Raw genomic sequence first — 26,587 nt, forward strand, 5'->3', positions numbered from 1 at the left:
CCTCCTTTCATTTTGTCCCATGTGTTGGGAGGGGCCTTTTTTACCTGGAGATATGACTATGAACGTTATTGCAATATTGAATCACATGGGGGTTTATTTTAAAGAAGAACCCATCCGTGAACTTCATCGCGCGCTTGAACGTCTGAACTTCCAGATTGTTTACCCGAACGACCGTGACGACTTATTAAAACTGATCGAAAACAATGCGCGTCTGTGCGGCGTTATTTTTGACTGGGATAAATATAATCTCGAGTTGTGCGAAGAAATTAGCAAAATGAACGAGAACCTGCCGTTGTACGCGTTCGCTAATACATATTCCACACTCGATGTAAGCCTGAACGATCTGCGTTTACAGATTAGCTTCTTTGAATATGCGCTGGGTGCTGCTGATGATATTGCTAACAAGATCAAGCAGACCACTGACGAATATATCAACACTATTCTGCCTCCGCTGACCAAAGCGCTGTTTAAATATGTTCGTGAAGGTAAATATACTTTCTGTACTCCTGGTCACATGGGCGGTACTGCATTCCAGAAAAGCCCGGTAGGTAGCCTGTTCTATGATTTCTTTGGTCCGAACACCATGAAATCTGATATTTCCATTTCAGTATCTGAACTGGGTTCCCTGCTGGATCACAGCGGTCCACACAAAGAAGCAGAACAGTATATCGCTCGCGTCTTTAACGCAGACCGCAGCTACATGGTGACCAACGGTACTTCCACTGCGAACAAAATTGTTGGTATGTACTCTGCTCCGGCAGGCAGCACCATTCTGATTGACCGTAACTGCCACAAATCGCTGACCCATCTGATGATGATGAGCGATGTTACGCCAATCTATTTCCGCCCGACCCGTAACGCTTACGGTATTCTTGGCGGTATCCCACAGAGTGAATTCCAGCACGCAACCATTGCTAAGCGCGTGAAAGAAACACCAAACGCGACCTGGCCGGTACATGCCGTAATTACTAACTCTACCTATGATGGTCTGCTGTACAACACCGACTTCATCAAGAAAACGCTGGATGTGAAATCCATCCACTTTGACTCCGCGTGGGTGCCTTACACCAACTTCTCACCGATTTACGAAGGTAAATGCGGTATGAGCGGTGGCCGTGTCGAAGGGAAAGTGATTTACGAAACCCAGTCCACTCACAAACTGCTGGCGGCATTCTCTCAGGCTTCCATGATCCACGTTAAAGGTGACGTAAACGAAGAAACCTTTAACGAAGCCTACATGATGCACACCACCACTTCTCCGCACTACGGTATCGTGGCGTCCACTGAAACCGCTGCGGCGATGATGAAAGGTAATGCCGGTAAACGCCTGATCGACGGTTCCATTGAACGTGCGATCAAGTTCCGTAAAGAGATCAAACGTCTGAGAACGGAATCTGATGGCTGGTTCTTTGATGTATGGCAGCCGGATCATATCGATACTACTGAATGCTGGCCGCTGCGTTCTGACAGCACCTGGCACGGCTTCAAAAACATCGATAACGAGCACATGTATCTTGACCCGATCAAAGTCACTCTGCTGACTCCGGGGATGGAAAAAGACGGCACCATGAGCGACTTTGGTATTCCGGCCAGCATCGTGGCGAAATACCTCGACGAACATGGCATCGTTGTTGAGAAAACCGGTCCGTATAACCTGCTGTTCCTGTTCAGCATCGGTATTGATAAGACCAAAGCACTGAGCCTGCTGCGTGCTCTGACTGACTTCAAACGTGCGTTCGACCTGAACCTGCGTGTGAAAAACATGCTGCCGTCTCTGTATCGTGAAGATCCTGAATTCTATGAAAACATGCGTATTCAGGAACTGGCTCAGAATATCCACAAACTGATTGTTCACCACAATCTGCCGGATCTGATGTATCGCGCATTTGAAGTGCTGCCGACAATGGTAATGACTCCGTATGCTGCGTTCCAGAAAGAGCTGCACGGTATGACCGAAGAAGTTTACCTCGACGAAATGGTAGGTCGTATTAACGCCAATATGATCCTTCCGTATCCGCCGGGAGTTCCTCTGGTAATGCCGGGTGAAATGATCACCGAAGAAAGCCGTCCGGTTCTGGAGTTCCTGCAGATGCTGTGTGAAATCGGCGCTCACTATCCGGGCTTTGAAACCGATATTCACGGTGCATACCGTCAGGCTGATGGCCGCTATACCGTTAAGGTATTGAAAGAAGAAAGCAAAAAATAATTAGCTAGTACAAGGGAAGTGGCTTGCCACTTCCCTTTTTTGCTCATAAGGAGAACACATGAAAACACCCTCACAGCCGCGCGCGATATACTATATCGTGGCGATCCAGATCTGGGAGTACTTCAGTTTTTACGGCATGCGTGCCTTACTCATTCTCTATCTCACCCATCAGCTTGGTTTTGATGATAACCATGCCATCAGCCTGTTCAGCGCATACGCTTCTTTGGTTTACGTTACCCCTATTCTCGGCGGCTGGCTTGCCGACCGCCTGCTCGGCAACCGCACTGCGGTGATTGCCGGCGCGCTGTTAATGACCCTTGGCCATGTGGTGCTGGGCATTGATACAAATTCAACCTTTAGCCTGTATCTGGCGCTGGCAATCATTATTTGTGGCTACGGTTTATTCAAATCAAACATCAGCTGTTTGCTTGGCGAGCTCTACGACGAGAACGATCATCGACGTGATGGCGGTTTTTCGCTGCTGTATGCCGCGGGCAATATCGGTTCTATTGCAGCCCCCATCGCCTGCGGCCTGGCTGCTCAGTGGTATGGATGGCATGTTGGCTTTGCCCTTGCGGGTGGCGGCATGTTTATCGGTTTGTTGATTTTCTTAAGTGGTCATCGTCATTTCCAGTCCACGCGTAGTATGGATAAAAAAGCGCTCACTCGCGTCAAATTTGCCTTACCGGTATGGAGCTGGTTAGTGGTGATGCTCTGTTTAGCCCCAGTATTTTTTACCCTGCTGCTGGAGAACGACTGGTCCGGATATTTGCTGGCGATTGTTTGCCTTATTGCTGCACAAATCATTGCCCGCATGATGATCAAATTCCCCGAACACCGCCGTGCTCTTTGGCAAATTGTATTGTTGATGTTTGTCGGGACGTTGTTCTGGGTACTGGCACAACAGGGCGGCAGTACCATCAGCTTGTTTATCGATCGCTTTGTAAATCGTCAGGCATTCAATATTGAAGTACCTACAGCACTATTCCAGTCGGTGAATGCAATTGCGGTGATGCTCGCTGGGGTTGTTCTGGCCTGGCTGGCGTCGCCAGAAAGCCGCGGCAATTCAACATTGCGCGTCTGGCTGAAGTTTGCCTTTGGCTTACTGCTGATGGCTTGTGGCTTTATGTTGCTGGCATTTGATGCCCGACATGCAGCGGCTGGCGGTCAAGCGTCAATGGGTGTGATGATATCCGGGCTGGCGCTAATGGGCTTTGCCGAACTCTTTATTGACCCGGTGGCGATTGCGCAAATCACGCGTCTGAAAATGTCTGGCGTATTAACCGGTATTTATATGCTGGCAACAGGCGCGGTCGCCAACTGGCTGGCAGGCGTAGTGGCACAACAGACGACAGAGTCGCAAATTAGCGGTATGGCAATTGCAGCTTACCAGCGATTCTTTTCCCAGATGGGAGAGTGGACGTTGGCTTGTGTCGCGATCATCGTGGCATTGGCCTTTGCTACCCGATTTCTGTTTAGCACTCCGACGAATATGATACAGGAAAGCAACGATTAACTTCCGTAAAAACAATTAGTTATGAATCAATTTACTTTCAGTTAATCACACTAGCAAATCCCAGATTAATAAGATATTTAAACCATTTTTATGGTTATTTATTAGTGATATCAACTTGAGGTAAGCGTTGGTTTAGATAAGATGAACTGAGTTACTAATAGTCGAGGCAGATAATACAGTGTACCGATCTGTCTCTTTATCTACGCTAAATTGAAAGCTGGATTAAGAGGAACCAAAATGTCTGAACAAGAAACACAGGGAGCCAATGAGGCTATTGATTTTAACGATGAAATGAGAAATCGTCGCGAAAAACTGGCAGCGCTGCGTCAGCAAGGCGTGGCGTTTCCCAATGATTTTCGCCGCGACCATACTTCTGACCAGTTGCACGAAGAGTTTGATGCGAAGGATAACCAGGAACTGGAATCCTTAAACATTGAAGTCTCGATTGCTGGCCGAATGATGACCCGTCGAATCATGGGGAAAGCCTCCTTTGTAACATTGCAGGATGTCGGTGGCCGTATTCAACTGTACGTTGCACGAGATAGCCTGCCAGAAGGTGTTTATAACGATCAGTTTAAAAAATGGGACCTGGGTGACATTATCGGTGCCCGCGGTACGCTGTTTAAGACGCAAACTGGTGAGCTTTCCATTCACTGTACTGAGTTACGCCTGCTGACTAAAGCACTACGTCCTTTACCAGATAAATTCCATGGTCTGCAGGATCAGGAAGTCCGTTATCGTCAACGTTATCTGGACCTCATCGCTAACGATAAATCCCGTCAAACGTTTGTTGTCCGTTCAAAAATTCTGGCCGCTATCCGCCAGTTCATGGTCGCGCGCGGCTTTATGGAAGTAGAAACCCCGATGATGCAGGTAATTCCAGGTGGGGCATCTGCTCGCCCGTTTATTACCCATCATAATGCTCTGGATTTAGATATGTATCTGCGTATCGCGCCGGAGCTGTATCTGAAACGTCTGGTTGTAGGTGGTTTTGAACGGGTATTCGAAATCAACCGTAACTTCCGTAATGAAGGTATTTCTGTTCGTCATAATCCTGAGTTCACGATGATGGAACTCTACATGGCGTATGCGGATTACCACGATTTGATTGAACTGACAGAGTCACTGTTCCGCACCCTGGCACAAGAGGTACTGGGTACCACTAAAGTCACTTATGGCGAGCATGTGTTTGATTTCGGCAAACCGTTTGAAAAACTCACCATGCGCGAAGCAATCAAAAAATATCGTCCAGAAACTGAGATGGCCGACCTGGATAATTTTGATGCCGCTAAAGCATTAGCTGAATCTATCGGTATTACAGTAGAGAAAAGCTGGGGGCTGGGACGTATTGTCACCGAAATCTTTGATGAAGTTGCAGAAGCACATCTGATTCAGCCAACCTTTATTACTGAGTATCCGGCTGAAGTGTCACCGCTGGCGCGCCGTAATGATGTTAACCCGGAAATCACTGACCGTTTTGAATTCTTCATCGGTGGTCGTGAAATCGGTAATGGTTTTAGCGAATTAAACGACGCAGAAGATCAGGCTGAACGTTTCCAGGAACAGGTTAACGCCAAAGCTGCAGGTGACGACGAAGCGATGTTCTACGACGAAGATTACGTGACTGCGTTGGAATATGGTCTGCCGCCAACCGCAGGTCTGGGAATTGGTATCGACCGAATGATTATGCTGTTTACTAACAGTCATACTATTCGCGACGTTATTCTCTTCCCGGCGATGCGTCCACAGAAATAAGTTTCACTTTAATGAACGAAGCAGCCAGGCGACTGCTTCGTTCGTCGTTCCGCAAATCAAGTTTTGAGGAGAGACGCTTCGTTTCAAGATAACCAGCGGATCCACTCAACCACAGCTCCTAAAAGAGAGAAAAAAGTAATGCCACAGGCAGACTCATTGGCCAGGTTATTCCTACCAGGAATGCACTAAGTAAACGAATATGTGTTTTCTCATGTGAGATAAACCAGATAATGACAAAGGATATGTTCACACCAATCACATAAAAAAATTAATATTTTAGAGAATAGTGTCATTTTTTATGTTCTTCTTATCCTTCCTGGCTACTTGTAAAACTGACGGAAATAGTCATCAACTATCATAATGTTGAGGTCAAAATCAATATCTGGCAAGTCTAAGCATTTGATCCTGATTAAATCTTCAATTTCACTTGCGGCTAATGATGTCGTTATTGCGAAAGAATTCTCATTCAATTGTCGTGGTATTCCATATTCATCAGCCACTATAGAGGAGAAGTTCATATCATGCATCAATGATCTTAACCTTAAGAAAACTGAGGAATAAGATGATGGATAATCAAAAGAAACGACATAAGTATTGAACTTTTTCTTACCTTCCATAATAAGACTCCTATCAATATTAAATGCCCCGGGGATGCAAAGTTTATTAACCCCGATTGATGATTCTCATATAGGAGATATTCTTTTTTTTGCTCACTAAAGGGGATGACTTGGGACAAGAAAACGCTCTCTCTGACCATTCTTTGTGCATCCCCCTACCTTTCAGATACTCCCCCGCATCACATTACGCAGAGCATGAAAAATATCGTTACCCCATCAACTGCGAATATCATCATACTCACGCGTTTTATCAAATTCGTGTTTCGCAAATGGGCACAGTGGGATAATTTTTCGTTTTTCCCGGCGCATTTTTTCCACGACTTTCGCAACCAACTGTTTACCAATCCCTTGCCCTTTCAGGCTTTCATCAACATCGGTATGTTCGATAATCGCTAAATTCTCTCCAGTCGGCACAAAGACAATTTCAGCGATTTGCTTACCCTGTTCGTCATTGATGTAAAATTTATTGTGACCTTCACGTATTTCCATTTTTCCCTCGCTTATTTATGACGGTATTTCAGTGCGCCGCTCGGGCACGTATCAATCACTTTCACTACAGTGGCGACGTCCACTTCATCCGGCATGATCCACGGCTTACGTTTGAGATTAAATAACTTGCCGTTGCCACGTACGCAATTGCCAGAATGCTGACATATTGCAGTGTTGAACCAGACATCGATCTTTTCGCCGGTATAGCAGCGATAACCACCGTCCAGTAGATCCTGATCCATGACCTTCCCTCTCTCATCAGTATGGTTTTCGCAATAAGCATAGCCCGGAATCTTCATACAGCACCGGCAGTTTCAGTTTCCAGAGCCTCTTCCCCTATATAGCCAATTATTCTTACTCCCTTTGAATTACCTGCCTCATCAGAGATAATGCTTAAGAAATTTGTCACACAAGGAAGCTGATGAGACATCCATTGCCCTACCGCAAGTTACGCAAACGTCCGATGAAATTGAGTACCACAGTGATCTTAATGGTCAGCGCGGTGCTGTTCTCGGTGCTGTTGGTGGTGCATCTGATTTACTTCTCGCAAATCAGTGATATGACGCGTGACGGACTGGCCAACAAGGCGCTGGCGGTGGCGCGTACCCTTGCCGATTCGCCGGAAATCCGTCAGGGCTTGCAGAAAAAACCGCAGGAGAGCGGGCTCCAGGCCATCGCGGAAGCCGTGCGCAAACGTAACGATCTGCTGTTTATTGTCGTTACCGATATGCAAAGTCTTCGCTACTCGCATCCTGAAGCCCAGCGTATTGGTCAGCCATTTAAAGGTGATGACATCCTTAAAGCGCTGAATGGCGAAGAAAATGTCGCTATCAATCGCGGTTTTCTGGCGCAGGCTTTACGCGTATTTACCCCCATCTATGATGAGAATAATAAACAGATTGGCGTGGTGGCGATCGGCCTTGAGTTAAGCCGCGTGACCCAACAGATCAATGACAGTCGCTGGAGCATTATCTGGTCGGTGTTATTTGGCATGCTGGTCGGCCTCATCGGCACCTGCATTCTGGTTAAGGTGCTGAAAAAAATCCTTTTCGGCCTGGAACTCTACGAAATATCCACACTGTTTGAGCAACGCCAGGCCATGTTGCAGTCTATCAAAGAAGGCGTCGTTGCCGTGGACGATCGCGGCGAGGTCACGCTGATCAACGATGCCGCACAAGAATTGCTGAATTACCGTAAGTCGCAGGACGATGAGAAACTGTCGACGCTAAGCCACTCGTGGTCACAGGTAGTAGATGTTTCGGAAGTGTTACGCGACGGTACGCCGCGCCGCGACGAAGAGATTACCGTCAAAGATCGGCTATTACTGATCAACACCGTTCCGGTGCGCAGTAATGGCGTTATCATCGGTGCCATTTCAACCTTCAGGGATAAAACTGAAGTACGTAAACTGATGCAGCGACTGGATGGTCTGGTCAACTATGCTGACGCACTTCGTGAACGATCCCACGAATTTATGAATAAATTGCACGTGATTCTCGGATTATTGCATCTGAAGAGTTATAAGCAGTTGGAAGATTACATTCTCAAAACAGCCAATAACTATCAGGAAGAGATTGGCTCTCTGTTGGGCAAGATCAAATCGCCGGTTATCGCTGGTTTTTTAATCAGCAAGATTAACCGCGCGACCGATTTAGGCCATACGCTGATTTTAAACAGCGAAAGCCAGTTGCCCGACAGCGGCAGTGAAGACCAGGTCGCGACGCTGATTACCACGTTGGGAAATCTGATAGAAAACGCGCTGGAGGCTTTAGGGCCGGAACCTGGAGGCGAAATTAGCGTAACATTGCACTACCGTCACGGCTGGCTGCACTGTGAAGTTAACGATGATGGACCGGGGATCGCACCCGACAAAATCGATCACATTTTTGACAAAGGTGTCTCGACAAAAGGAAGCGAACGAGGCGTCGGTTTAGCTCTTGTCAAACAACAGGTAGAAAATCTCGACGGCAGTATCGCCGTAGAATCGGAACCCGGGATTTTCACACAATTTTTTGTCCAGATACCCTGGGACGGGGAGAAGTCGAGCAAATGATCAATGTATTAATTATCGATGACGACGCAATGGTGGCGGAGCTGAATCGCCGATACGTGGCGCAGATCCCAGGCTTTCAATGCTGCGGAACGGCCTCGACACTGGAAAAAGCCAAAGAGATAATTTTCAACAGCGACACGTCTATTGACCTGATATTGCTCGATATCTATATGCAGAAGGAGAACGGGCTCGATTTACTTCCGGTACTGCATAACGCTCGCTGCAAAAGCGATGTGATAGTCATCTCTTCTGCCGCCGATGCCGCGACGATTAAAGATTCGCTGCATTATGGCGTTGTTGATTACCTGATAAAACCCTTCCAGGCATCACGCTTTGAAGAGGCACTCACCGGCTGGCGACAAAAGAAAATGGCGCTGGAAAAACATCAGTATTATGACCAGGCCGAGCTGGATCAGCTAATCCACGGCAGCAGCTCCAACGAGCAGGATCCTCGTCGCTTGCCAAAAGGCTTAACGCCGCAGACGTTACGCACGCTGTGCCAGTGGATTGACGCGCATCAGGACTATGAGTTTTCAACCGACGAGTTGGCCAACGAGGTGAACATCTCGCGCGTTTCCTGCCGCAAGTATCTGATCTGGCTGGTCAACTGCCACATCTTATTTACCAGCATCCATTATGGCGTCACGGGTCGTCCGGTTTACCGTTACCGTATTCAAGCGGAACATTACTCATTGCTGAAACAATATTGCCAATAACGCACCATTGGTTATCCGCAAGTAACAATTATTGCAGTAATGCAAAAGAGCACTGGCACAAGTTACATCGTCCATCAGTAAAACTTGTGCCAGATCAAATATAATTATCCCCTTCTCATTTCATCGATTTAATATTCTTTAGGATAAATAGTGTTTTTAATTTCAAAACGCTAACAAAAGTTAATTAACTATTATGTCACCCGCATTATGTGTATTTTTACCCACAAATGGGTAGATCAGAATAATCTATAACCGCCATTAGAACAAAAAATATACCAATAAATATCAATAAGATAGTAGAAAACAAATTATTAACATCTGCGCAGCACAAACTATAACCCCATCGCCAGAGAGTATTTTTCTCTGAAAAAGTCGCTTATCACAGTGTATTAATTTATTGCTGCCTGAATCAGCCAATATTCACTGTGAAGTAATTACTCAGGCCAGTAACGACCAAAAGGATATTAGTCAGGCTCTGAAAAAAGTTCATACAAACAGAACGAGACTGCGTTCTATTCAGTAGAAATTTAAATGGGATTATCGCGAGGGTTCACAAATGTTATTTACTATCCAACTTATCATAATATTGATATGTCTGTTCTATGGCGCCAGAAAGGGCGGTATCGCGCTAGGTTTATTAGGCGGTATCGGCCTCGTCATTCTGGTATTCGTCTTCCATCTTCAGCCAGGTAAACCACCGGTTGATGTTATGCTGGTTATCATCGCGGTGGTGGCGGCATCGGCCACGTTGCAAGCCTCGGGCGGCCTTGACGTCATGCTGCAAATTGCCGAGAAACTGCTGCGCCGCAATCCGAAATATGTCTCCATTGTCGCGCCGTTTGTTACCTGTACGCTGACCATTCTTTGCGGTACAGGTCACGTGGTTTACACCATCCTGCCAATCATCTACGACGTGGCAATTAAGAACAATATCCGTCCGGAACGTCCGATGGCGGCAAGTTCTATCGGTGCACAGATGGGGATCATCGCCAGTCCGGTGTCGGTTGCGGTAGTGTCACTGGTCGCGATGCTGGGTAACGTTACCTTTGATGGTCGTCACCTTGAGTTCCTCGACCTGCTGGCAATCACCATTCCATCGACGTTACTCGGTATCCTGGCGATCGGTATCTTCAGCTGGTTCCGCGGTAAAGATCTGGATAAAGACGAAGAGTTCCAGAAATTCATCTCCGTACCGGAAAACCGTGAGTACGTTTACGGTGACACCGCGACGCTGCTGGATAAAAAACTGCCAAAAAGCAACTGGCTGGCAATGTGGATCTTCCTCGGGGCAATTGCCGTGGTCGCACTTCTCGGTGCTGATTCGGACCTGCGTCCGTCCTTCGGCGGCAAACCGCTGTCGATGGTGCTGGTTATTCAGATGTTTATGCTGCTGACCGGGGCGCTGATTATTATCCTGACCAAAACCAATCCCGCGTCTATCTCAAAAAACGAAGTCTTTCGTTCCGGTATGATCGCCATCGTGGCGGTGTACGGTATCGCATGGATGGCAGAAACCATGTTCGGTGCGCATATGTCTGAAATTCAGGGCGTACTGGGCGAAATGGTGAAAGAGTATCCGTGGGCCTATGCCATTGTTCTGCTGCTGGTTTCCAAGTTTGTAAACTCCCAGGCCGCGGCGCTGGCGGCGATTGTTCCTGTCGCACTGGCGATTGGCGTTGACCCGGCTTACATCGTGGCTTCAGCACCGGCTTGCTACGGTTATTACATCCTGCCGACCTATCCAAGCGATCTGGCAGCGATTCAGTTTGACCGTTCCGGCACCACCCACATCGGTCGCTTCGTCATCAACCACAGCTTTATTCTGCCAGGGTTGATTGGCGTGAGCGTATCTTGCGTCTTTGGCTGGATCTTCGCCGCGATGTACGGGTTCTTATAAATGCACTTTGCGTGCCGCCCGTCGCTGTGCGGCACGCCATTTTCGTATAACAAATACAGAGTTACAGGCTGGAAGCTATGTCAAACAAACCATTTATCTACCAGGCGCCTTTCCCGATGGGGAAAGACAATACCGAATACTATCTGCTCACTTCCGATTACGTTAGCGTTGCCGAATTCAATGGCGAAACCATCCTGAAAGTGGAACCAGAAGCCCTGACCCTGCTGGCGCAGCAAGCCTTCCACGACGCCTCTTTCATGCTCCGCCCGGCACACCAGAAACAGGTTGCATCTATTCTTCACGACCCAGAAGCCAGCGAGAACGATAAATACGTGGCGCTGCAATTCTTGAGAAACTCCGAAATCGCCGCCAAAGGCGTGCTACCGACCTGCCAGGATACCGGCACCGCGATCATTGTTGGTAAAAAAGGTCAGCGCGTATGGACCGGCGGTGGTGATGAAGAAGCGCTGTCGAAAGGCGTCTATAACACCTATATCGAAGATAACCTGCGCTATTCACAGAACGCGCCGCTGGACATGTACAAAGAGGTCAACACTGGCACTAACCTGCCTGCGCAAATCGACCTGTACGCGGTAGATGGCGATGAATATAAATTCCTCTGCGTCGCCAAAGGCGGCGGTTCTGCCAACAAAACGTATCTCTATCAGGAAACTAAAGCCCTGCTGACTCCGGGTAAACTGAAAAACTTCCTCGTCGAGAAAATGCGCACCCTCGGTACCGCAGCCTGCCCGCCGTACCATATCGCGTTTGTGATTGGCGGCACTTCTGCGGAAACCAACCTGAAAACCGTCAAGTTAGCAAGCGCTCACTATTACGATGAACTGCCGACGGAAGGGAACGAACATGGTCAGGCGTTCCGCGATGTCCAGCTGGAACAGGAACTGCTGGAAGAGGCCCAGAAACTCGGTCTTGGCGCGCAGTTTGGCGGTAAATATTTTGCTCACGATATCCGCGTAATCCGCCTGCCGCGTCACGGCGCTTCCTGCCCGGTCGGTATGGGCGTTTCCTGTTCCGCTGACCGTAACATCAAAGCGAAAATTAACCGCGAAGGTATCTGGATCGAAAAACTGGAACACAACCCAGGCCAGTACATTCCGGAAGAACTGCGCCAGGCGGGTGAAGGCGAAGCGGTGAAAGTTGACCTCAACCGCCCGATGAAAGAGATTCTCGCCCAGCTTTCGCAATATCCGGTTTCCACTCGTTTGTCGCTCACCGGCACCATTATCGTGGGTCGCGATATTGCGCACGCCAAGCTGAAAGAGCTGATTGACGCCGGTAAAGAACTGCCGCAGTACATCAAAGATCACCCGATCTACTACGCGGGTCCGGCGAAAACCCCTGCCGGTTATCCATCAGGTTCACTTGGCCCAACCACCGCAGGTCGTATGGACTCCTACGTGGATCTGCTGCAATCCCACGGCGGCAGCATGATCATGCTGGCGAAAGGTAACCGCAGTCAGCAGGTTACCGACGCGTGCCATAAACACGGCGGCTTCTACCTCGGTAGCATCGGTGGTCCGGCGGCGGTACTGGCGCAGCAGAGCATCAAGCATCTGGAATGTGTCGCTTATCCGGAGCTGGGTATGGAAGCTATCTGGAAAATCGAAGTAGAAGATTTCCCGGCGTTTATCCTGGTCGATGACAAAGGCAACGACTTCTTCCAGCAGATCGTCAACAAACAGTGCGCGAACTGCACTAAGTAACCTCTTCGGCCCGGCGCCTGGCGGCATGCTGCCAGGTGATCCCCCCGGGCCACCTCTTCTGCGGTTGTAATTTCACGCTTGCTGGTGAATAGTCAGTATTTTCCCTGACTTGCGAACTCACCATGACCCGCACACTCAAGCCGTTAATTCTTAACACCGGCGCACTGGCGCTCACGTTAATCCTGATTTATACCGGCATTTCGGCCCATGACAAACTCACCTGGTTGATGGAAGTGACACCGGTGATTATTGTGGTGCCGCTACTGCTTGCCACCGCCAGACGTTACCCGTTAACGCCGCTGCTCTATACGCTCATCTTCTTTCACGCCATCATCCTGATGGTCGGCGGGCAGTACACCTACGCGAAAGTCCCCATCGGTTTTGAGGTGCAGGAATGGTTAGGGTTGAGCCGTAATCCGTATGACAAGTTGGGGCATTTTTTCCAGGGGCTGGTGCCTGCACTGGTGGCACGAGAAATTCTCGTGCGCGGGATGTACGTGCGCGGACGTAAAATGGTGGCGTTCCTGGTCTGCTGCGTAGCGCTGGCGATAAGCGCCATGTATGAGTTGATCGAGTGGTGGGCGGCACTGGCGATGGGCCAGGGAGCGGATGATTTTCTCGGTACGCAGGGCGACCAGTGGGACACGCAATCCGATATGTTCTGTGCGTTGCTTGGCGCATTAACGACAGTGATATTGCTCGCTCGTCTTCACTGCCGCCAGTTACGGCGCTATGGCTTAATCACCAGAGCGCCGGAAGCGATTACACCTTAGCGGTGCAACCAGCCAGGTAGCCAGTCGCCGTGAGCGGTAATCAGGTCGTCAACAAGAGCATAAATTTCGTCAATGCCCAGCACGGCGGCGGTGTGCGGGTCCATCATTGCGGCGTGGTAAACACGGTCACGATTTTCGGTGAGAATTGCTTCGGTCAGCAGCGTCTGTACGTTGATGTTGGTTTGCATCAGGGCGGCCAGATGCGAAGGCAGTGCACCAACTTTGGTTGGCTGAATACCATTGGCGTCAACCAGACAGGCCACTTCCACACAGCATCCTTGCGGCAGGTTATCAATCAAACCATCGTTACGGACGTTGCCGTAAATCACACTCGGCTCACCGGTCCAGATAGCGTTCATAATCGTGCTGGCATATTCCCGCGACGGTTTAATATCAATCCGGGAGGCGTTTTTTATACTCCTCCAGCTCTTTATGCCAGTTCGCCAACTGTTCAACACAGCGTTTCGGGTACTCATCCAGCGGCACTTTATAACGCTCAATCAAATCCTCACGACCTGGCTTAATAAACCACGGCGTATATTCGGCAAAATGTTCTGACGACTCCGTGACGAAGTAGCCCAGCTTTTTAAACATTTCATAGCGCACAATATTCTGGCAGCGAGTATTACCATGAATATTCGGTTTCGGTGCCTGGCCTGCGTCATACGCTGCCAGCAGTTCCGGGTAGAGATTCACGTAACTGCCGTCTGCGGTTTTGCGCTCCAGCTCCAGGTAGAACGCCATATGGTTGATACCTGCGCAACGATAACGCAGCGTGGACGGATCGACATTCAGGTCGCGGGCCAGCTCTTCCGCCGTTCCCTGCACCGAATGGCACAGCCCCACCTGTTTGATATGCGGATAGCGGGCATACATCGCCCAGGTATTCATCGCCATCGGGTTAACGTAATTGAGCATGGTGGCATCTGGGCAAACTTCCGTCATGTCCTCGCAAATCTGCCACAGATGTGGAATGGTACGTAGCGCACGCATAATGCCGCCCGGCCCCAACGTATCGGCAATGGTTTGTTCCAGACCATGCCGCTTACAGACCTCGAAATCAGTCACCGTGCAAGGTTCATAACCGCCAATCTGAAATGCCACCACCACAAAATCGGCATCCTGTAAGGCTTCTTTCTGTTGGGTGTGGCAGGTGATTTTGCCGCTGGCTCCTGCTGAATCCATCAGCTTACGCACCACAATATGCGACTCTTCCAGGCGGGTGGGATCAATGTCCATCAGGGCAATATGCGCCGTTTTCAGCGCCTCGCGATGGAATACATCACCAAGAATATTTTTAACGAAAATCGTCGAACCAGCGCCGATAAATGTAATTTTGGGTGCAGACATCATGCAGATCTCCTGGCTTGCTTGAATAACTTCATCATGGCAGGCGAATCTGCAGAAAACTTCCGGCTTCCAGGTTGAGCATTCCCATAAACTCAGATCCTGCGTGAAGCAGCAGTAAATCTGAGTTTATGGGAATAAATTACCTGAAAAGCAGAGTTTTCAGCCTCATGATGCTCGGACAGTCCCTTCACCCCTCGGGGAAGAGGGTGAAAACCGTGCTCCCATTCGCAGTCATCCTCACCCACTCATGTCATAATTCTGATAATCCAGGAAAGAGAGCCATCCATGAATACTGATAACTTTATGTGTAGCAGCGATGAAAAGCAGACCCGCAGCCCGCTATCACTGTACTCAGAATATCAGCGTATGGAGATTGAGTTTCGCGCACCGCATATCATGCCCACCAGCCACTGGCATGGTCAGGTCGAAGTGAATGTGCCTTTCGATGGTGATGTGGAATACCTGATCAACAATGAAAAAGTGAAGATCAACCAGGGGCATATCACGCTGTTCTGGGCCTGTACACCGCACCAACTAACAGATACCGGAACCTGTCAGAGCATGGCGATTTTTAATCTGCCGATGCATCTGTTTCTCTCCTGGCCGCTGGATAAAGACCTTATAAACCACGTCACTCACGGTATGGTGATCAAATCACTGGCGACACAGCAGCTTAGTCCGTTTGAAGTGCGTCGCTGGCAGCAGGAGCTCAACAGCCCAAACGAGCAAATCCGCCAACTCGCTATTGATGAAATTGGCCTGATGCTCAAGCGATTTAGTCTCTCTGGCTGGGAGCCGATTCTGGTCAATAAAACCTCGCGTACGCACAAAAACAGCGTCTCGCGTCATGCACAGTTTTATGTCAGCCAGATGTTGGGCTTTATTGCAGAAAACTATGATCAAGCGCTAACCATCAACGACGTGGCCGAGCACGTCAAACTTAACGCCAACTATGCGATGGGGATCTTCCAGCGGGTCATGCAATTGACGATGAAACAGTACATTACGGCGATGCGCATCAACCACGTTCGCGCGTTACTGAGCGATACCGATAAAAGTATTCTCGATATTGCCCTGATAGCAGGCTTTCGTTCGAGCAGCCGCTTTTACAGCACGTTCGGCAAATATGTCGGCATGTCGCCGCAAAAATACCGCAAACTTAGCCAACAACACCGCCAGACGCTTCCCGGATAAAGATGATATCAGTATCAGCCAAAAAAATAGTTTAGCTGTCGATAATAAGCAGTGAAAACAACTTTAGAAATCAATGTAATTATTTGTTTATAAAAATAAAAAAACAAAAGCGACTGTTTTTTACTCGCTTTACAGCCTGAAATACCCAGAAGATACTTGCCCACAACGAAGATTCCTTCATAACCGGGTAAGCAATGATGAAAGTATTAATTGTTGAAAGCGAGTTTCTCCATCAGGACACCTGGGTCGGTAACGCCGTTGAGCGTCTGGCAAATGCCTTAAGCCAGCAAAATGTCACTGTCATTAAATCAACCTCATTTGATGACGGCTTTGCCATTCTCTCTTCAAATGAGGCCATTGATTGTCTGATGTTCAGCTATCAAATGGAACATCCGGACGAACATCAAAACGTCAGAGAATTGATCGGTAAGCTTCACGAACGCCAGCAAAATGTGCCGGTATTCCTGTTAGGCGATCGGGAAAAAGCCCTCGCCGCAATGGATCGCGACCTGCTGGAGCTTGTCGATGAATTCGCCTGGATTCTGGAAGATACCGCCGACTTTATCGCCGGACGCGCCGTTGCCGCGATGACCCGCTACCGCCAGCAACTGTTGCCGCCACTGTTCAGCGCGCTGATGAAATATAGCGACATCCACGAGTATTCCTGGGCCGCACCGGGCCACCAGGGCGGCGTTGGCTTCACCAAAACGCCAGCCGGGCGTTTCTACCATGACTATTATGGTGAAAATCTGTTCCGTACCGACATGGGCATCGAAAGAACTTCCCTCGGTTCTTTACTTGACCATACTGGCGCATTTGGCGAAAGTGAAAAATATGCCGCGCGCGTATTTGGCGCCGATCGTTCCTGGTCAGTCGTCGTCGGGACTTCCGGCTCTAACCGCACCATCATGCAGGCTTGCATGACCGATAACGATGTGGTGGTCGTTGACCGTAACTGCCACAAATCCATCGAACAAGGCTTAATGCTGACTGGCGCGAAACCCGTCTACATGGTGCCAAGTCGCAACCGCTACGGCATTATCGGGCCAATCTACCCGCAAGAAATGCAGCCTGAAACTTTACAGAAGAAAATCAGCGAAAGCCCGCTGACCAAAGATAAAGTTGGGCAAAAACCCTCTTACTGCGTGGTCACCAACTGCACCTACGACGGCGTATGCTACAACGCCAAAGAAGCGCAGGATCTGCTGGAAAAAACCTCCGATCGTCTGCACTTCGACGAAGCCTGGTACGGTTATGCGCGCTTTAATCCGATCTATGCCGATCACTATGCCATGCGCGGTGAACCTGGCGATCATAACGGCCCAACAGTGTTCGCTACCCACTCCACTCACAAACTGCTGAATGCGCTGTCGCAGGCGTCTTACATTCATGTGCGCGAAGGCCGTGGCGCGATCAACTTCTCCCGCTTTAATCAGGCATATATGATGCATGCCACCACTTCCCCCGTTGTATGCCATCTGTGCATCAAACGATGTAGCAGTATCGATGATGGACGGCAACAGCGGCCTGTCACTGACGCAGGAAGTGATCGACGAAGCGGTTGATTTCCGTCAGGCGATGGCGCGGCTGTATAAAGAGTTCACCGCTGACGGTAGCTGGTTCTTCAAACCGTGGAATAAAGAAGTGGTTACCGACCCGGAAACTGGCAAAACCTATGACTTTGCCGACGCGCCGAGCAAACTGCTGACCACCGTTCAGGACTGCTGGGTAATGCACCCAGGCGAAAGCTGGCACGGCTTTAAAGATATCCCGGACAACTGGAGCATGCTCGACCCGATTAAAGTCAGCATCCTCGCACCGGGGATGGGAGAAGACGGCGAACTGGAAGAGACTGGCGTACCTGCCGCACTGGTCACCGCCTGGCTTGGTCGTCACGGCATTGTGCCAACCCGCACCACTGACTTCCAGATTATGTTCCTGTTCTCTATGGGCGTAACCCGTGGGAAATGGGGAACTCTGGTTAACACACTTTGCTCTTTCAAACGCCACTACGACGCTAATACACCGCTGGCGCAGGTGATGCCGGAACTTGCTGAACAATATCCTGACACTTACGCGAATATGGGGATTCACGATCTGGGTGACAAAATGTTTGCCTGGCTGAAAGAAAACAACCCAGGCGCACGGTTGAACGAAGCCTATTCTGGCCTGCCGGTGGCTGAAATCACCCCGCGTGAAGCCTACAACGCGATTGTCGATAACAACGTCGAACTGGTATCCATTGAAAACCTGCCGGGACGTATTGCGGCGAACTCTGTCATCCCGTATCCGCCAGGAATCCCAATGCTGCTCTCTGGCGAAAACTTCGGCGATAAAAACAGTCCGCAGGTAAGCTATTTACGCTCACTACAATCCTGGGATCATCATTTCCCTGGTTTCGAACACGAAACTGAAGGTACCGAAATTATTGACGGTATTTACCATGTGATGTGTGTGAAAGCGTAACCACTATTCCGCTGAAGGCGTAATTGTTTTAATAACATTACGCCGCCTGGCCTGAGGCCTTTTGAGTATGGCAACGTTTTCATAAAAATTGCTGCAAACAAAAATGCCATACTTTTTGCGCGGTCCCACCCCGCGCTTTTTTTTGCCTGTTATTTACACTTTTTCAGCATGTAAAATTTTTTTGTACATGAGAAATTACTATAAAAAATTTGTAATATTAGTAAAACACGTTATTTTTATGCATGTTTTGATTCGTCATACAATTATATAACCATTTCCCCGTATCGCTCTTCCTGGCGAAAACGGGTCTTTTATTTGCATTCAGGAGTACATGTATGAGGATTTGCAGCGACCAACCTTGTATTGTTTTATTGACTGAAAAAGATGTCTGGTTAAGGGTGAATGGGAAAGAACCTATAAGCCTGAAGGCTAACCACATGGCGTTATTAAGTTGTGAAAATAATATTATTGATGTCTCCTCACTTAATAACACTTTGGTTGCGCATATTAGTCATAACATCATCAAAGATTACCTCCGTTTTCTGAATAAAGATCTCTCAAAAATACCCGTCTGGCAACGAAGCGCCACCCCAGTCCTGGCCTTACCATGCCTGACACTGGACCTCTTTCGCGTCGCTGCTCAACATAGCATGATGCCCGCAGAAACAGAGTCAGAAAAAAGAACGCACTCGTGCATTATTATTCACTGTGCTATCACGCTTTCTCGACAGTAAAAAATTCCTTTCTCTTATGATGTATATGTTACGTAATTGTGTAAGTGATAGCGTTTATCAAATAATTGAAAGCGATATTCATAAAGACTGGAATCTTAGTATGGTAGCCAGCTGTTTATGTCTAAGCCCAAGCCTGTTAAAGAAAAAACTGAAAAAGTGAAAACACCAGTTATAGCCAAATAATCACCACCTGCCGTATGCGTTATGCCGTAAATGAATTAATGATGGACGGCAAAAATATCTCACAGGTATCACAATCCTGCGGCTACAACAGCACTTCCTATTTTATATCTGTATTTAAAGACTTCTATGGTATGACGCCTCTCCATTATGTTAGTCAGCACAGAGAACGTTCTGTCGCCTGATTTATAACCTGAACGAAGAGCTATATTAATAACAGCATCAGCGATAACCCGGTTGAGGATAATTCAACGCGCGAGTGTAGGCGTATGATATGACGTAATTTATTGTCACGAAGCTCGCCTTCGCAGGAGTTTAATTATGTCTTCGGATGCTGACGCTCACAAAGTGGGCTTAATCCCCGTCACCCTGATGGTGTCGGGGAATATTATGGGGTCAGGGGTTTTTCTGTTACCTGCAAACCTGGCCTCGACAGGCGGGATAGCCATATATGGTTGGTTGGTGACGATTATCGGTGCGCTGGCTTTGTCGATGGTCTACGCCAAAATGTCTTTCCTTGATCCCAGCCCTGGCGGTTCATATGCCTACGCGCGCCGCTGCTTTGGCCCTTTCCTCGGGTATCAAACAAACGTTCTCTACTGGCTGGCCTGCTGGATCGGCAATATTGCCATGGTGGTCATTGGCGTGGGGTATTTAAGCTACTTCTTCCCTATCCTCAAAGATCCGTTGGTATTAACCATCACCTGCGTGGTGGTGCTGTGGATCTTCGTTCTGCTTAATATCGTCGGTCCAAAAATGATCACCCGCGTGCAGGCTGTCGCCACTGTGCTGGCGCTGATCCCCATTGTCGGAATTGCAGTATTCGGCTGGTTCTGGTTCCACAGTGAAACGTATATGGCAGCCTGGAACGTGAGTGGTCAGGGTACTTTCGGTGCGATTCAAAGTACCTTAAACGTCACGTTGTGGTCGTTTATCGGGGTAGAAAGTGCTTCCGTTGCGGCGGGCGTAGTGAAAAACCCGAAACGCAACGTGCCTATCGCCACCATAGGTGGGGTATTGATTGCCGCCGTCTGCTATGTACTCTCGACCACGGCAATTATGGGGATGATCCCTAATGCCGCGCTGCGCGTTTCCGCCTCACCTTTTGGCGATGCAGCGCGGATGGCGCTGGGTGATACCGCTGGGGCCATTGTCTCCTTCTGCGCAGCGGCAGGTTGCTTAGGCTCGCTGGGCGGCTGGACACTACTGGCCGGGCAAACGGCGAAAGCAGCTGCCGATGACGGCCTGTTCCCCCCCATTTTGCCCGCGTTAACAAAGCGGGTACCCCGGTTGCCGGGTTGATTATCGTTGGTATTCTGATGACTATCTTCCAGTTCAGTAGCATCTCGCCAAACGCCACCAAAGAGTTTGGTCTGGTGTCTTCCGTATCGGTAATCTTTACCCTCGTGCCTTATCTTTACACCTGTGCCGCTTTACTGCTTTTAGGTCACGGTCACTTTGGCAAAGCGCGCCCGGCGTACCTGACCATCACGACTATCGCCTTCCTTTACTGTATCTGGGCGGTGGTCGGTTCTGGCGCACAAGAGGTCATGTGGTCATTCGTCACTCTGATGGTAATCACAGCCATGTATGCGCTGAACTACAACCGGATGCATAAAAACCCCTATCCTTTAGATGCACCGATCAGTAAAGATTAAGTTCCCCCTTAATCCAGCAAACGCATAAGCCAACCTTAAGAACTTAAGGTTGGCTTAACTTTGCTTTGCGAACATATGCGCACTTTGTTCGATGGAAACACCGTGATGTTGAAGCGCCTTCTAAAAAGACCCTCTTTGAATTTACTCGCCTGGCTATTGCTGGCTGCTTTTTATATCTCTATCTGCCTGAATATTGCCTTTTTTAAACAAGTATTGCAGGCGTTACCGCTGGATTCGCTGCATAACGTACTGGTTTTCTTATCAATGCCAGTCGTCGCGTTTAGTGTGATGAATATTGTTCTGACGCTAGGCTCTTTCTTATGGCTTAATCGCCCGCTGGCGTGCCTGTTTATTCTGGTCGGCGCGTCGGCGCAATATTTCATCATGACCTATGGCATCGTCATCGACCGCTCGATGATTGCCAATATTATTGATACCACTCCGGCAGAAAGTTATGCGCTGATGACACCACAAATGTTATTAACGCTGGGGTTAAGCGGCGTACTTGCGGCGCTGATAGCCTGCTGGATTAAAATTAAACCCGCCAACTCGCGCCTGCGCAGCGTTCTTTTCCGTGGGGCTAATATCCTGATTTCTGTGCTGCTGATTCTGCTGGTCGCCGCGCTGTTTTATAAAGACTACGCCTCGCTGTTTCGCAACAACAAAGAGCTGGTGAAATCCTTAAGCCCGTCTAACAGCATTGTCGCCAGCTGGTCATGGTATTCCCACCAGCGACTGGCAAATCTGCCGCTGGTGCGCATTGGTGAGGATGCTCACCGCAACCCGTTAATGCAAAACGAGAAACGTAAAAATCTGACCATTTTGATCGTCGGCGAAACTTCGCGGGCGGAGAACTTCTCGCTCAACGGTTACCCGCGTGAAACTAACCCACGGCTGGCGAAAGATAACGTGGTCTATTTCCCAAATACCGCGTCTTGCGGCACGGCAACGGCAGTTTCAGTGCCATGCATGTTCTCGGATATGCCGCGTGAGCATTACAAGGAAGAACTGGCGCAGCATCAGGAAGGTGTTCTGGATATCATCCAACGGGCGGGCATTAATGTACTGTGGAATGATAACGATGGCGGCTGTAAAGGCGTCTGCGACCGCGTGCCTCACCAGAACGTCACTGCGCTGAACTTGCCTGGTCAGTGCATCAACGGCGAATGCTATGACGAAGTCCTGTTCCACGGGCTGGAAGAGTACATCAATAATCTGCAAGGTGATGGCGTGATTGTATTACACACCATCGGCAGCCACGGCCCGACCTATTACAACCGCTATCCGCCGCAGTTCAGGAAATTTACCCCCACTTGCGACACCAATGAGATCCAGACCTGTACCAAAGAGCAACTGGTGAACACTTACGACAACACGCTGGTTTACGTCGACTATATTGTTGATAAAGCGATTAATCTGCTGAAAGAACATCAGGATAAATTTACCACCAGCCTGGTTTATCTTTCTGATCACGGTGAATCGTTAGGTGAAAATGGCATCTATCTGCACGGCCTGCCTTATGCCATCGCCCCGGATAGCCAAAAACAGGTGCCAATGCTGCTGTGGCTGTCAGAGGATTATCAAAAGCGGTATCAGGTTGACCAGAACTGCCTGCAAAAACAGGCGCAAACGCAGCACTATTCACAAGACAATTTATTCTCAACGCTGTTGGGATTAACCGGTGTTGAGACGAAGTATTACCAGGCCGCGGATGATATTCTGCAAACTTGCAGGAGAACGACTGAATGAAAATTCTAATTGTTGAAGACGATACACTGTTATTGCAGGGATTGATTCTGGCGGCGCAAACGGAAGGCTACGCCTGTGATGGCGTCACGACCGCGCGGATGGCGGAACAAAGCCTTGAAGCCGGTCATTACAGCCTGGTGGTACTGGATTTAGGGTTACCTGACGAAGATGGACTGCATTTTCTCGCCCGTATCCGGCAGAAAAAATACACCCTGCCGGTGCTGATCCTCACCGCCCGCGACACTCTGACCGACAAAATCGCCGGGCTGGATGTCGGGGCTGACGACTATCTGGTGAAGCCTTTTGCGCTGGAAGAGTTACACGCCCGCATCCGCGCCCTGCTGCGACGCCATAATAATCAGGGCGAAAGTGAGCTGATTGTTGGCAACCTGACGCTGAATATGGGCCGCCGTCAGGTATGGATGGGCGGTGAAGAACTGATTCTGACGCCGAAAGAATATGCTCTGCTGTCGCGGTTGATGCTCAAAGCAGGCAGCCCCGTGCATCGGGAAATTCTCTACAACGACATCTATAACTGGGACAACGAACCCTCGACCAACACCCTGGAAGTGCATATTCACAACCTGCGCGACAAAGTGGGCAAGTCGCGCATCCGCACCGTACGCGGTTTTGGCTATATGCTGGTCGTAAATGAGGAGAACTAATTGAATCTGATGCGTTTTCTGCGTCGGCCAATATCGCTGCGCCAGCGGCTGATATTGACCATCGGGGCCATTCTGCTGGTGTTTGAACTGATCAGCGTCTTCTGGCTATGGCATGAAAGTACCGAGCAGATTCAGCTATTTGAGCAGGCGTTACGCGACAATCGCAACAACGACCGCCACATCATGCGTGAGATCCGCGAAGCGGTTGCCAGCCTGATTGTCCCCGGCGTATTTATGGTCAGCCTGACGCTATTCATCTGCTATCAGGCGGTACGGCGCATCACCCGTCCGCTGGCGGAGTTGCAAAAAGAGCTGGAAGCGCGTACCGCCGACAACTTAACGCCCATTGCCATTCACAGTGCCACCCTCGAAATCGAATCGGTGGTTTCGGCTTTGAACGATCTGGTATCTCGCCTGACCAGCACGCTGGATAACGAACGGTTGTTTACCGCTGACGTCGCTCACGAACTGCGAACGCCGTTGGCGGGGGTACGTTTGCATCTGGAGTTGATGGCGAAAACGCATCACATTGATGTAGCGCCGTTAGTGGCGCGGCTTGATCAGATGATGGAGAGCGTCTCCCAGTTGTTACAACTGGCGCGTGCGGGTCAGTCATTTTCATCCGGTAATTATCAGCATGTAAAACTGCTGGAAGATGTGATTCTGCCCTCGTATGACGAGTTAAGTACCATGCTCGATCAGCGTCAGCAAACCTTGCTGTTGCCAGAAAGTGCCGCCGACATCACCGTCCCGGGCGATGCTACCCTGCTGCGGATGCTATTGCGAAACCTGGTGGAAAACGCCCATCGTTACAGCCCACAAGGCAGCAACATTATGATTAAGCTGCAAGAAGATGGCGGTGCGGTAATGGCGGTTGAAGATGAAGGGCCAGGTATTGATGAGAGTAAATGCGGGGAGTTAAGCAAAGCGTTTGTACGAATGGACAGCCGTTATGGCGGAATTGGTCTGGGATTAAGTATTGTCAGCCGCATCACGCAGTTACATCACGGGCAGTTTTTCCTGCAAAACCGGGAAGAAACCTCCGGCACGCGTGCTGGGTACGGCTGAAGAAAGATCAGTACGTGGCAAACCAGATATAAAGAAAGCTGCTGACTACCAGCACGCTGAACACGGTAGTTAAACGTTCATAAATACGGTTTTTCATTGCACTCTCCTCCGTTAACCTGGAGGAGAGTATGCGCGCCAGAGATTAAGTGAACCTTAAGAGTTCGGTAGTAGGCCTGATAAGACAGCGTCGCATCAGGCCATCCATTTCAGATTACTCATCAATACGCGGATGTTGCTGCACCAGGCGAGAACGTTTCGCCTGCAAATCGGCAATCTCGTGGTCAATATCCTCGATTTTTTGCTCAATATTATCGTAATGCTCGACAAGAATTTCCTTCGCTTCCTGTAAATCTGACGCTGCTGGCGTCGCACCTTTCAATGGCTGATTCGCCGTCTCTTTCATGGTTACGCCGGTGATTAAACCAACCACCGCCACGACCATCAGATAATAGGCGGGCATCATCAGATCCTGCGAGCTTTCGACCAGCCAGGCCGCCAGCGTTGGCGTCAGACCGGCAATCAGCACCGAAATATTAAATGCCGCCGCCAGCGCACTGTAACGGATATGCGTCGGGAACATCGCTGGCAACGTTGAGGCCATAACACCCGTAAAGCAGTTAAGGATCACTGCCAGCATCAACAACCCGGCGAAAATCAGGCCGATGATATTACTGTTAATCAGGATGAACGCCGGGATCGCCAGCGCAAACAACGCAACACTACCGAGGATCACAAACGGACGACGGCCAAAACGGTCACTAAGCAGCCCCATCACCGGTTGCACAAACAGCATACCGATCATAATGGCGATAATAATCAGCACTCCGTGGTCTTCGGAGTAGTGCAGGTTATGCGACAAATAACTCGGCATATAGGTCAGCAGCATGTAGTAAGTGACGTTGGTGGCAATCACCAGGCCAATACACGTCAACAGACTGCGCCAGTGTTTGGTAGCAATCTCTTTAAACGAGACTTTCGGACCATCCTGCAGACCTTCCCGGTCGCCCTGCTCCAGTTTCTCAACATGTTGCTGGAAAGCCGGCGTCTCTTCCAGCGCATGGCGCAAGTAAAGCCCGATAATCCCTAAAGGCAGAGCGATAAAGAACGGAATACGCCAGCCCCAGTCGAGGAAGTTTTCTTCACCGACGATGGTCGAAATTAACACCACCACGCCCGCACCCAGCACAAACCCGGCAATAGAGCCGAAATCCAGCCAGCTGCCCATAAAGCCGCGTTTACGGTCAGGGGAGTATTCCGCAACAAATATCGACGCCCCGGTATATTCGCCCCCCACCGAGAATCCTTGCGCCATCTTACAGATCAACAACAGAATCGGTGCCCAAATACCAATAGAGGCATAGGACGGTATTAAGCCAATACAGAACGTACTGATCGACATAATCACAATGGTGATCGCAAGGATCTTCTGGCGACCATATTTATCGCCCAGCATACCGAAGAAGAGCCCGCCAAGCGGTCGAATCAGAAAGGGAACGGAGAAGGTGGCAAGTGCAGCAACCATCTGCACGCTGGGGTCAGCCCCCGGGAAAAAGACCTTACCTAACGCGTAGGCAACAAAACCATAAACACCAAAATCGAACCATTCCATTGCATTACCCAGCGATGCTGCGGTAATGGCTTTGCGCAGTTTACCGTCATCAATAATAGTGACGTCACGAAGGGTAATCGGTTTTACTTTTTTCCTTTTCAGCATAGCTTTCCTCGCAGAGTAAGCCCATTTCCGCACACGTCAGGCAAATAACGTGGCGCCCGCAAA

General features: G+C 49.4%; 18 protein-coding genes and 5 pseudogenes. 15 read left to right on the forward strand and 8 right to left on the reverse strand.

The genetic code is table 11. From position 1 onward, the window contains the following. Nucleotides 1–58: 58 nt before the first annotated feature. From cadA to lysS, 3 genes are all read left to right on the forward strand, one after another. Nucleotides 59–2,206 (forward strand): lysine decarboxylase CadA, encoded by a 2,148-nt coding sequence (cadA, locus tag CRI63_RS07835; protein ID WP_135519126.1) that lies wholly within the window; start codon nucleotides 59–61, stop codon nucleotides 2,204–2,206. Between the two features lie 58 nt (nucleotides 2,207–2,264). Continuing rightward, nucleotides 2,265–3,722, forward strand: a complete 1,458-nt coding sequence (dtpC, locus tag CRI63_RS07840; protein ID WP_135405679.1) for a dipeptide/tripeptide permease DtpC — start codon at nucleotides 2,265–2,267, stop codon at nucleotides 3,720–3,722. A 237-nt stretch (nucleotides 3,723–3,959) separates the two neighbouring features. Continuing rightward, a complete protein-coding gene (gene lysS, locus CRI63_RS07845) occupies nucleotides 3,960–5,477 on the forward strand; it encodes a lysine--tRNA ligase (protein ID WP_130216763.1) in 1,518 nt (505 codons plus the stop codon). Nucleotides 5,478–5,595: 118 nt separating this feature from the next. On the opposite strand, the pseudogene ghoT reads toward lysS, so the two are convergent. The 4 genes and pseudogenes from ghoT to yjdI form a co-directional block, all read right to left on the reverse strand. Further along, nucleotides 5,596–5,770 (reverse strand): annotated as a pseudogene (gene ghoT / locus CRI63_RS07850) (type V toxin-antitoxin system toxin GhoT). 27 nt (nucleotides 5,771–5,797) lie between these two features. Next, entirely contained in the window at nucleotides 5,798–6,094 is a 297-nt protein-coding gene (gene ghoS, locus CRI63_RS07855) for a type V toxin-antitoxin system endoribonuclease antitoxin GhoS (RefSeq protein WP_130205929.1), read from the reverse strand. 216 nt (nucleotides 6,095–6,310) lie between these two features. Further along, nucleotides 6,311–6,583, reverse strand: coding sequence for a GNAT family N-acetyltransferase (locus CRI63_RS07860; RefSeq protein WP_000405647.1), 273 nt, complete (start codon nucleotides 6,581–6,583; stop codon nucleotides 6,311–6,313). An 11-nt stretch (nucleotides 6,584–6,594) separates the two neighbouring features. After that, nucleotides 6,595–6,825, reverse strand: coding sequence for a 4Fe-4S mono-cluster protein YjdI (gene yjdI / locus CRI63_RS07865; RefSeq protein WP_130216765.1), 231 nt, complete (start codon nucleotides 6,823–6,825; stop codon nucleotides 6,595–6,597). Nucleotides 6,826–7,004: 179 nt separating this feature from the next. On the opposite strand from yjdI, the gene CRI63_RS07870 reads away from it, so the two are divergent. The 5 genes from CRI63_RS07870 (at nucleotide 7,005) to CRI63_RS07890 (ending at nucleotide 13,746) form a co-directional block, all read left to right on the forward strand. Then, a complete protein-coding gene (locus tag CRI63_RS07870; protein ID WP_135519128.1) occupies nucleotides 7,005–8,636 on the forward strand; it encodes a sensor histidine kinase in 1,632 nt (543 codons plus the stop codon). Then, nucleotides 8,633–9,352, forward strand: coding sequence for a two-component system response regulator DcuR (dcuR, locus tag CRI63_RS07875; RefSeq protein WP_073511157.1), 720 nt, complete (start codon nucleotides 8,633–8,635; stop codon nucleotides 9,350–9,352). The genes CRI63_RS07870 and dcuR overlap by 4 nt, the downstream gene beginning before the upstream one ends. A gap of 556 nt (nucleotides 9,353–9,908) precedes the next feature. Then, complete coding sequence (gene dcuB, locus CRI63_RS07880; protein WP_000899528.1) at nucleotides 9,909–11,249, forward strand: anaerobic C4-dicarboxylate transporter DcuB; 1,341 nt, start codon at nucleotides 9,909–9,911, stop codon at nucleotides 11,247–11,249. A gap of 77 nt (nucleotides 11,250–11,326) precedes the next feature. Continuing rightward, on the forward strand, nucleotides 11,327–12,973 hold the full coding sequence (gene fumB / locus CRI63_RS07885; protein ID WP_130205921.1) for a class I fumarate hydratase: 1,647 nt from the start codon (nucleotides 11,327–11,329) through the stop codon (nucleotides 12,971–12,973). 122 nt (nucleotides 12,974–13,095) lie between these two features. Next, nucleotides 13,096–13,746 carry a DUF2238 domain-containing protein gene (locus tag CRI63_RS07890; protein ID WP_131161354.1) on the forward strand — a complete coding sequence of 217 codons (651 nt, stop codon included), beginning with the start codon at nucleotides 13,096–13,098 and terminating at the stop codon, nucleotides 13,744–13,746. Here the strand turns inward: CRI63_RS07890 and CRI63_RS24310 are convergent. Together CRI63_RS24310 and melA are read right to left on the reverse strand one after the other, a co-directional pair. Next, nucleotides 13,743–14,222, reverse strand: coding sequence for a hypothetical protein (locus tag CRI63_RS24310; RefSeq protein WP_240782731.1), 480 nt, complete (start codon nucleotides 14,220–14,222; stop codon nucleotides 13,743–13,745). The two genes, CRI63_RS07890 and CRI63_RS24310, sit on opposite strands and share 4 nt — an antisense overlap. After that, nucleotides 14,140–15,099, reverse strand: coding sequence for an alpha-galactosidase (gene melA, locus CRI63_RS07895; RefSeq protein WP_240782732.1), 960 nt, complete (start codon nucleotides 15,097–15,099; stop codon nucleotides 14,140–14,142). Before melA ends, CRI63_RS24310 begins: the two co-directional genes overlap by 83 nt. 282 nt (nucleotides 15,100–15,381) lie before the next feature. Between melA and melR the strand changes: the two genes are divergently transcribed. The 7 genes and pseudogenes from melR (at nucleotide 15,382) to pmrB (ending at nucleotide 24,842) form a co-directional block, all read left to right on the forward strand. Then, a complete protein-coding gene (gene melR / locus CRI63_RS07900) occupies nucleotides 15,382–16,290 on the forward strand; it encodes a transcriptional regulator MelR (RefSeq protein WP_135519131.1) in 909 nt (302 codons plus the stop codon). Between the two features lie 197 nt (nucleotides 16,291–16,487). After that, nucleotides 16,488–18,756, forward strand: a pseudogene (gene adiA / locus CRI63_RS07905) (arginine decarboxylase). A 335-nt stretch (nucleotides 18,757–19,091) separates the two neighbouring features. After that, a pseudogene (gene adiY / locus CRI63_RS23905) lies at nucleotides 19,092–19,855 on the forward strand (DNA-binding transcriptional activator AdiY). 136 nt (nucleotides 19,856–19,991) lie between these two features. Then, nucleotides 19,992–21,328: pseudogene (gene adiC, locus CRI63_RS07920) on the forward strand (arginine/agmatine antiporter). A gap of 105 nt (nucleotides 21,329–21,433) precedes the next feature. Further along, nucleotides 21,434–23,077 carry a phosphoethanolamine transferase EptA gene (gene eptA, locus CRI63_RS07925; protein ID WP_135519133.1) on the forward strand — a complete coding sequence of 548 codons (1,644 nt, stop codon included), beginning with the start codon at nucleotides 21,434–21,436 and terminating at the stop codon, nucleotides 23,075–23,077. After that, nucleotides 23,074–23,742, forward strand: coding sequence for a two-component system response regulator BasR (gene basR, locus CRI63_RS07930; RefSeq protein ID WP_064525700.1), 669 nt, complete (start codon nucleotides 23,074–23,076; stop codon nucleotides 23,740–23,742). The genes eptA and basR overlap by 4 nt, the downstream gene beginning before the upstream one ends. Beyond that, nucleotides 23,743–24,842 (forward strand): annotated as a pseudogene (gene pmrB / locus CRI63_RS07935) (two-component system sensor histidine kinase PmrB). It abuts the gene before it with no gap. On the opposite strand, the gene pmrR reads toward pmrB, so the two are convergent. Next, nucleotides 24,818–24,907: an LpxT activity modulator PmrR gene (gene pmrR / locus CRI63_RS07940; RefSeq protein WP_074399408.1), complete on the reverse strand. Its 90-nt coding sequence runs from the start codon at nucleotides 24,905–24,907 to the stop codon at nucleotides 24,818–24,820. The pseudogene pmrB and the gene pmrR sit on opposite strands and share 25 nt — an antisense overlap. A gap of 114 nt (nucleotides 24,908–25,021) precedes the next feature. Continuing rightward, a complete protein-coding gene (proP, locus tag CRI63_RS07945) occupies nucleotides 25,022–26,524 on the reverse strand; it encodes a glycine betaine/L-proline transporter ProP (protein ID WP_130216781.1) in 1,503 nt (500 codons plus the stop codon). Nucleotides 26,525–26,587 lie beyond the last annotated feature (63 nt).

Origin of the sequence: Escherichia sp. E2661 (assembly GCF_004745185.1) — a bacterium.
Lineage (GTDB): Bacteria > Pseudomonadota > Gammaproteobacteria > Enterobacterales > Enterobacteriaceae > Escherichia.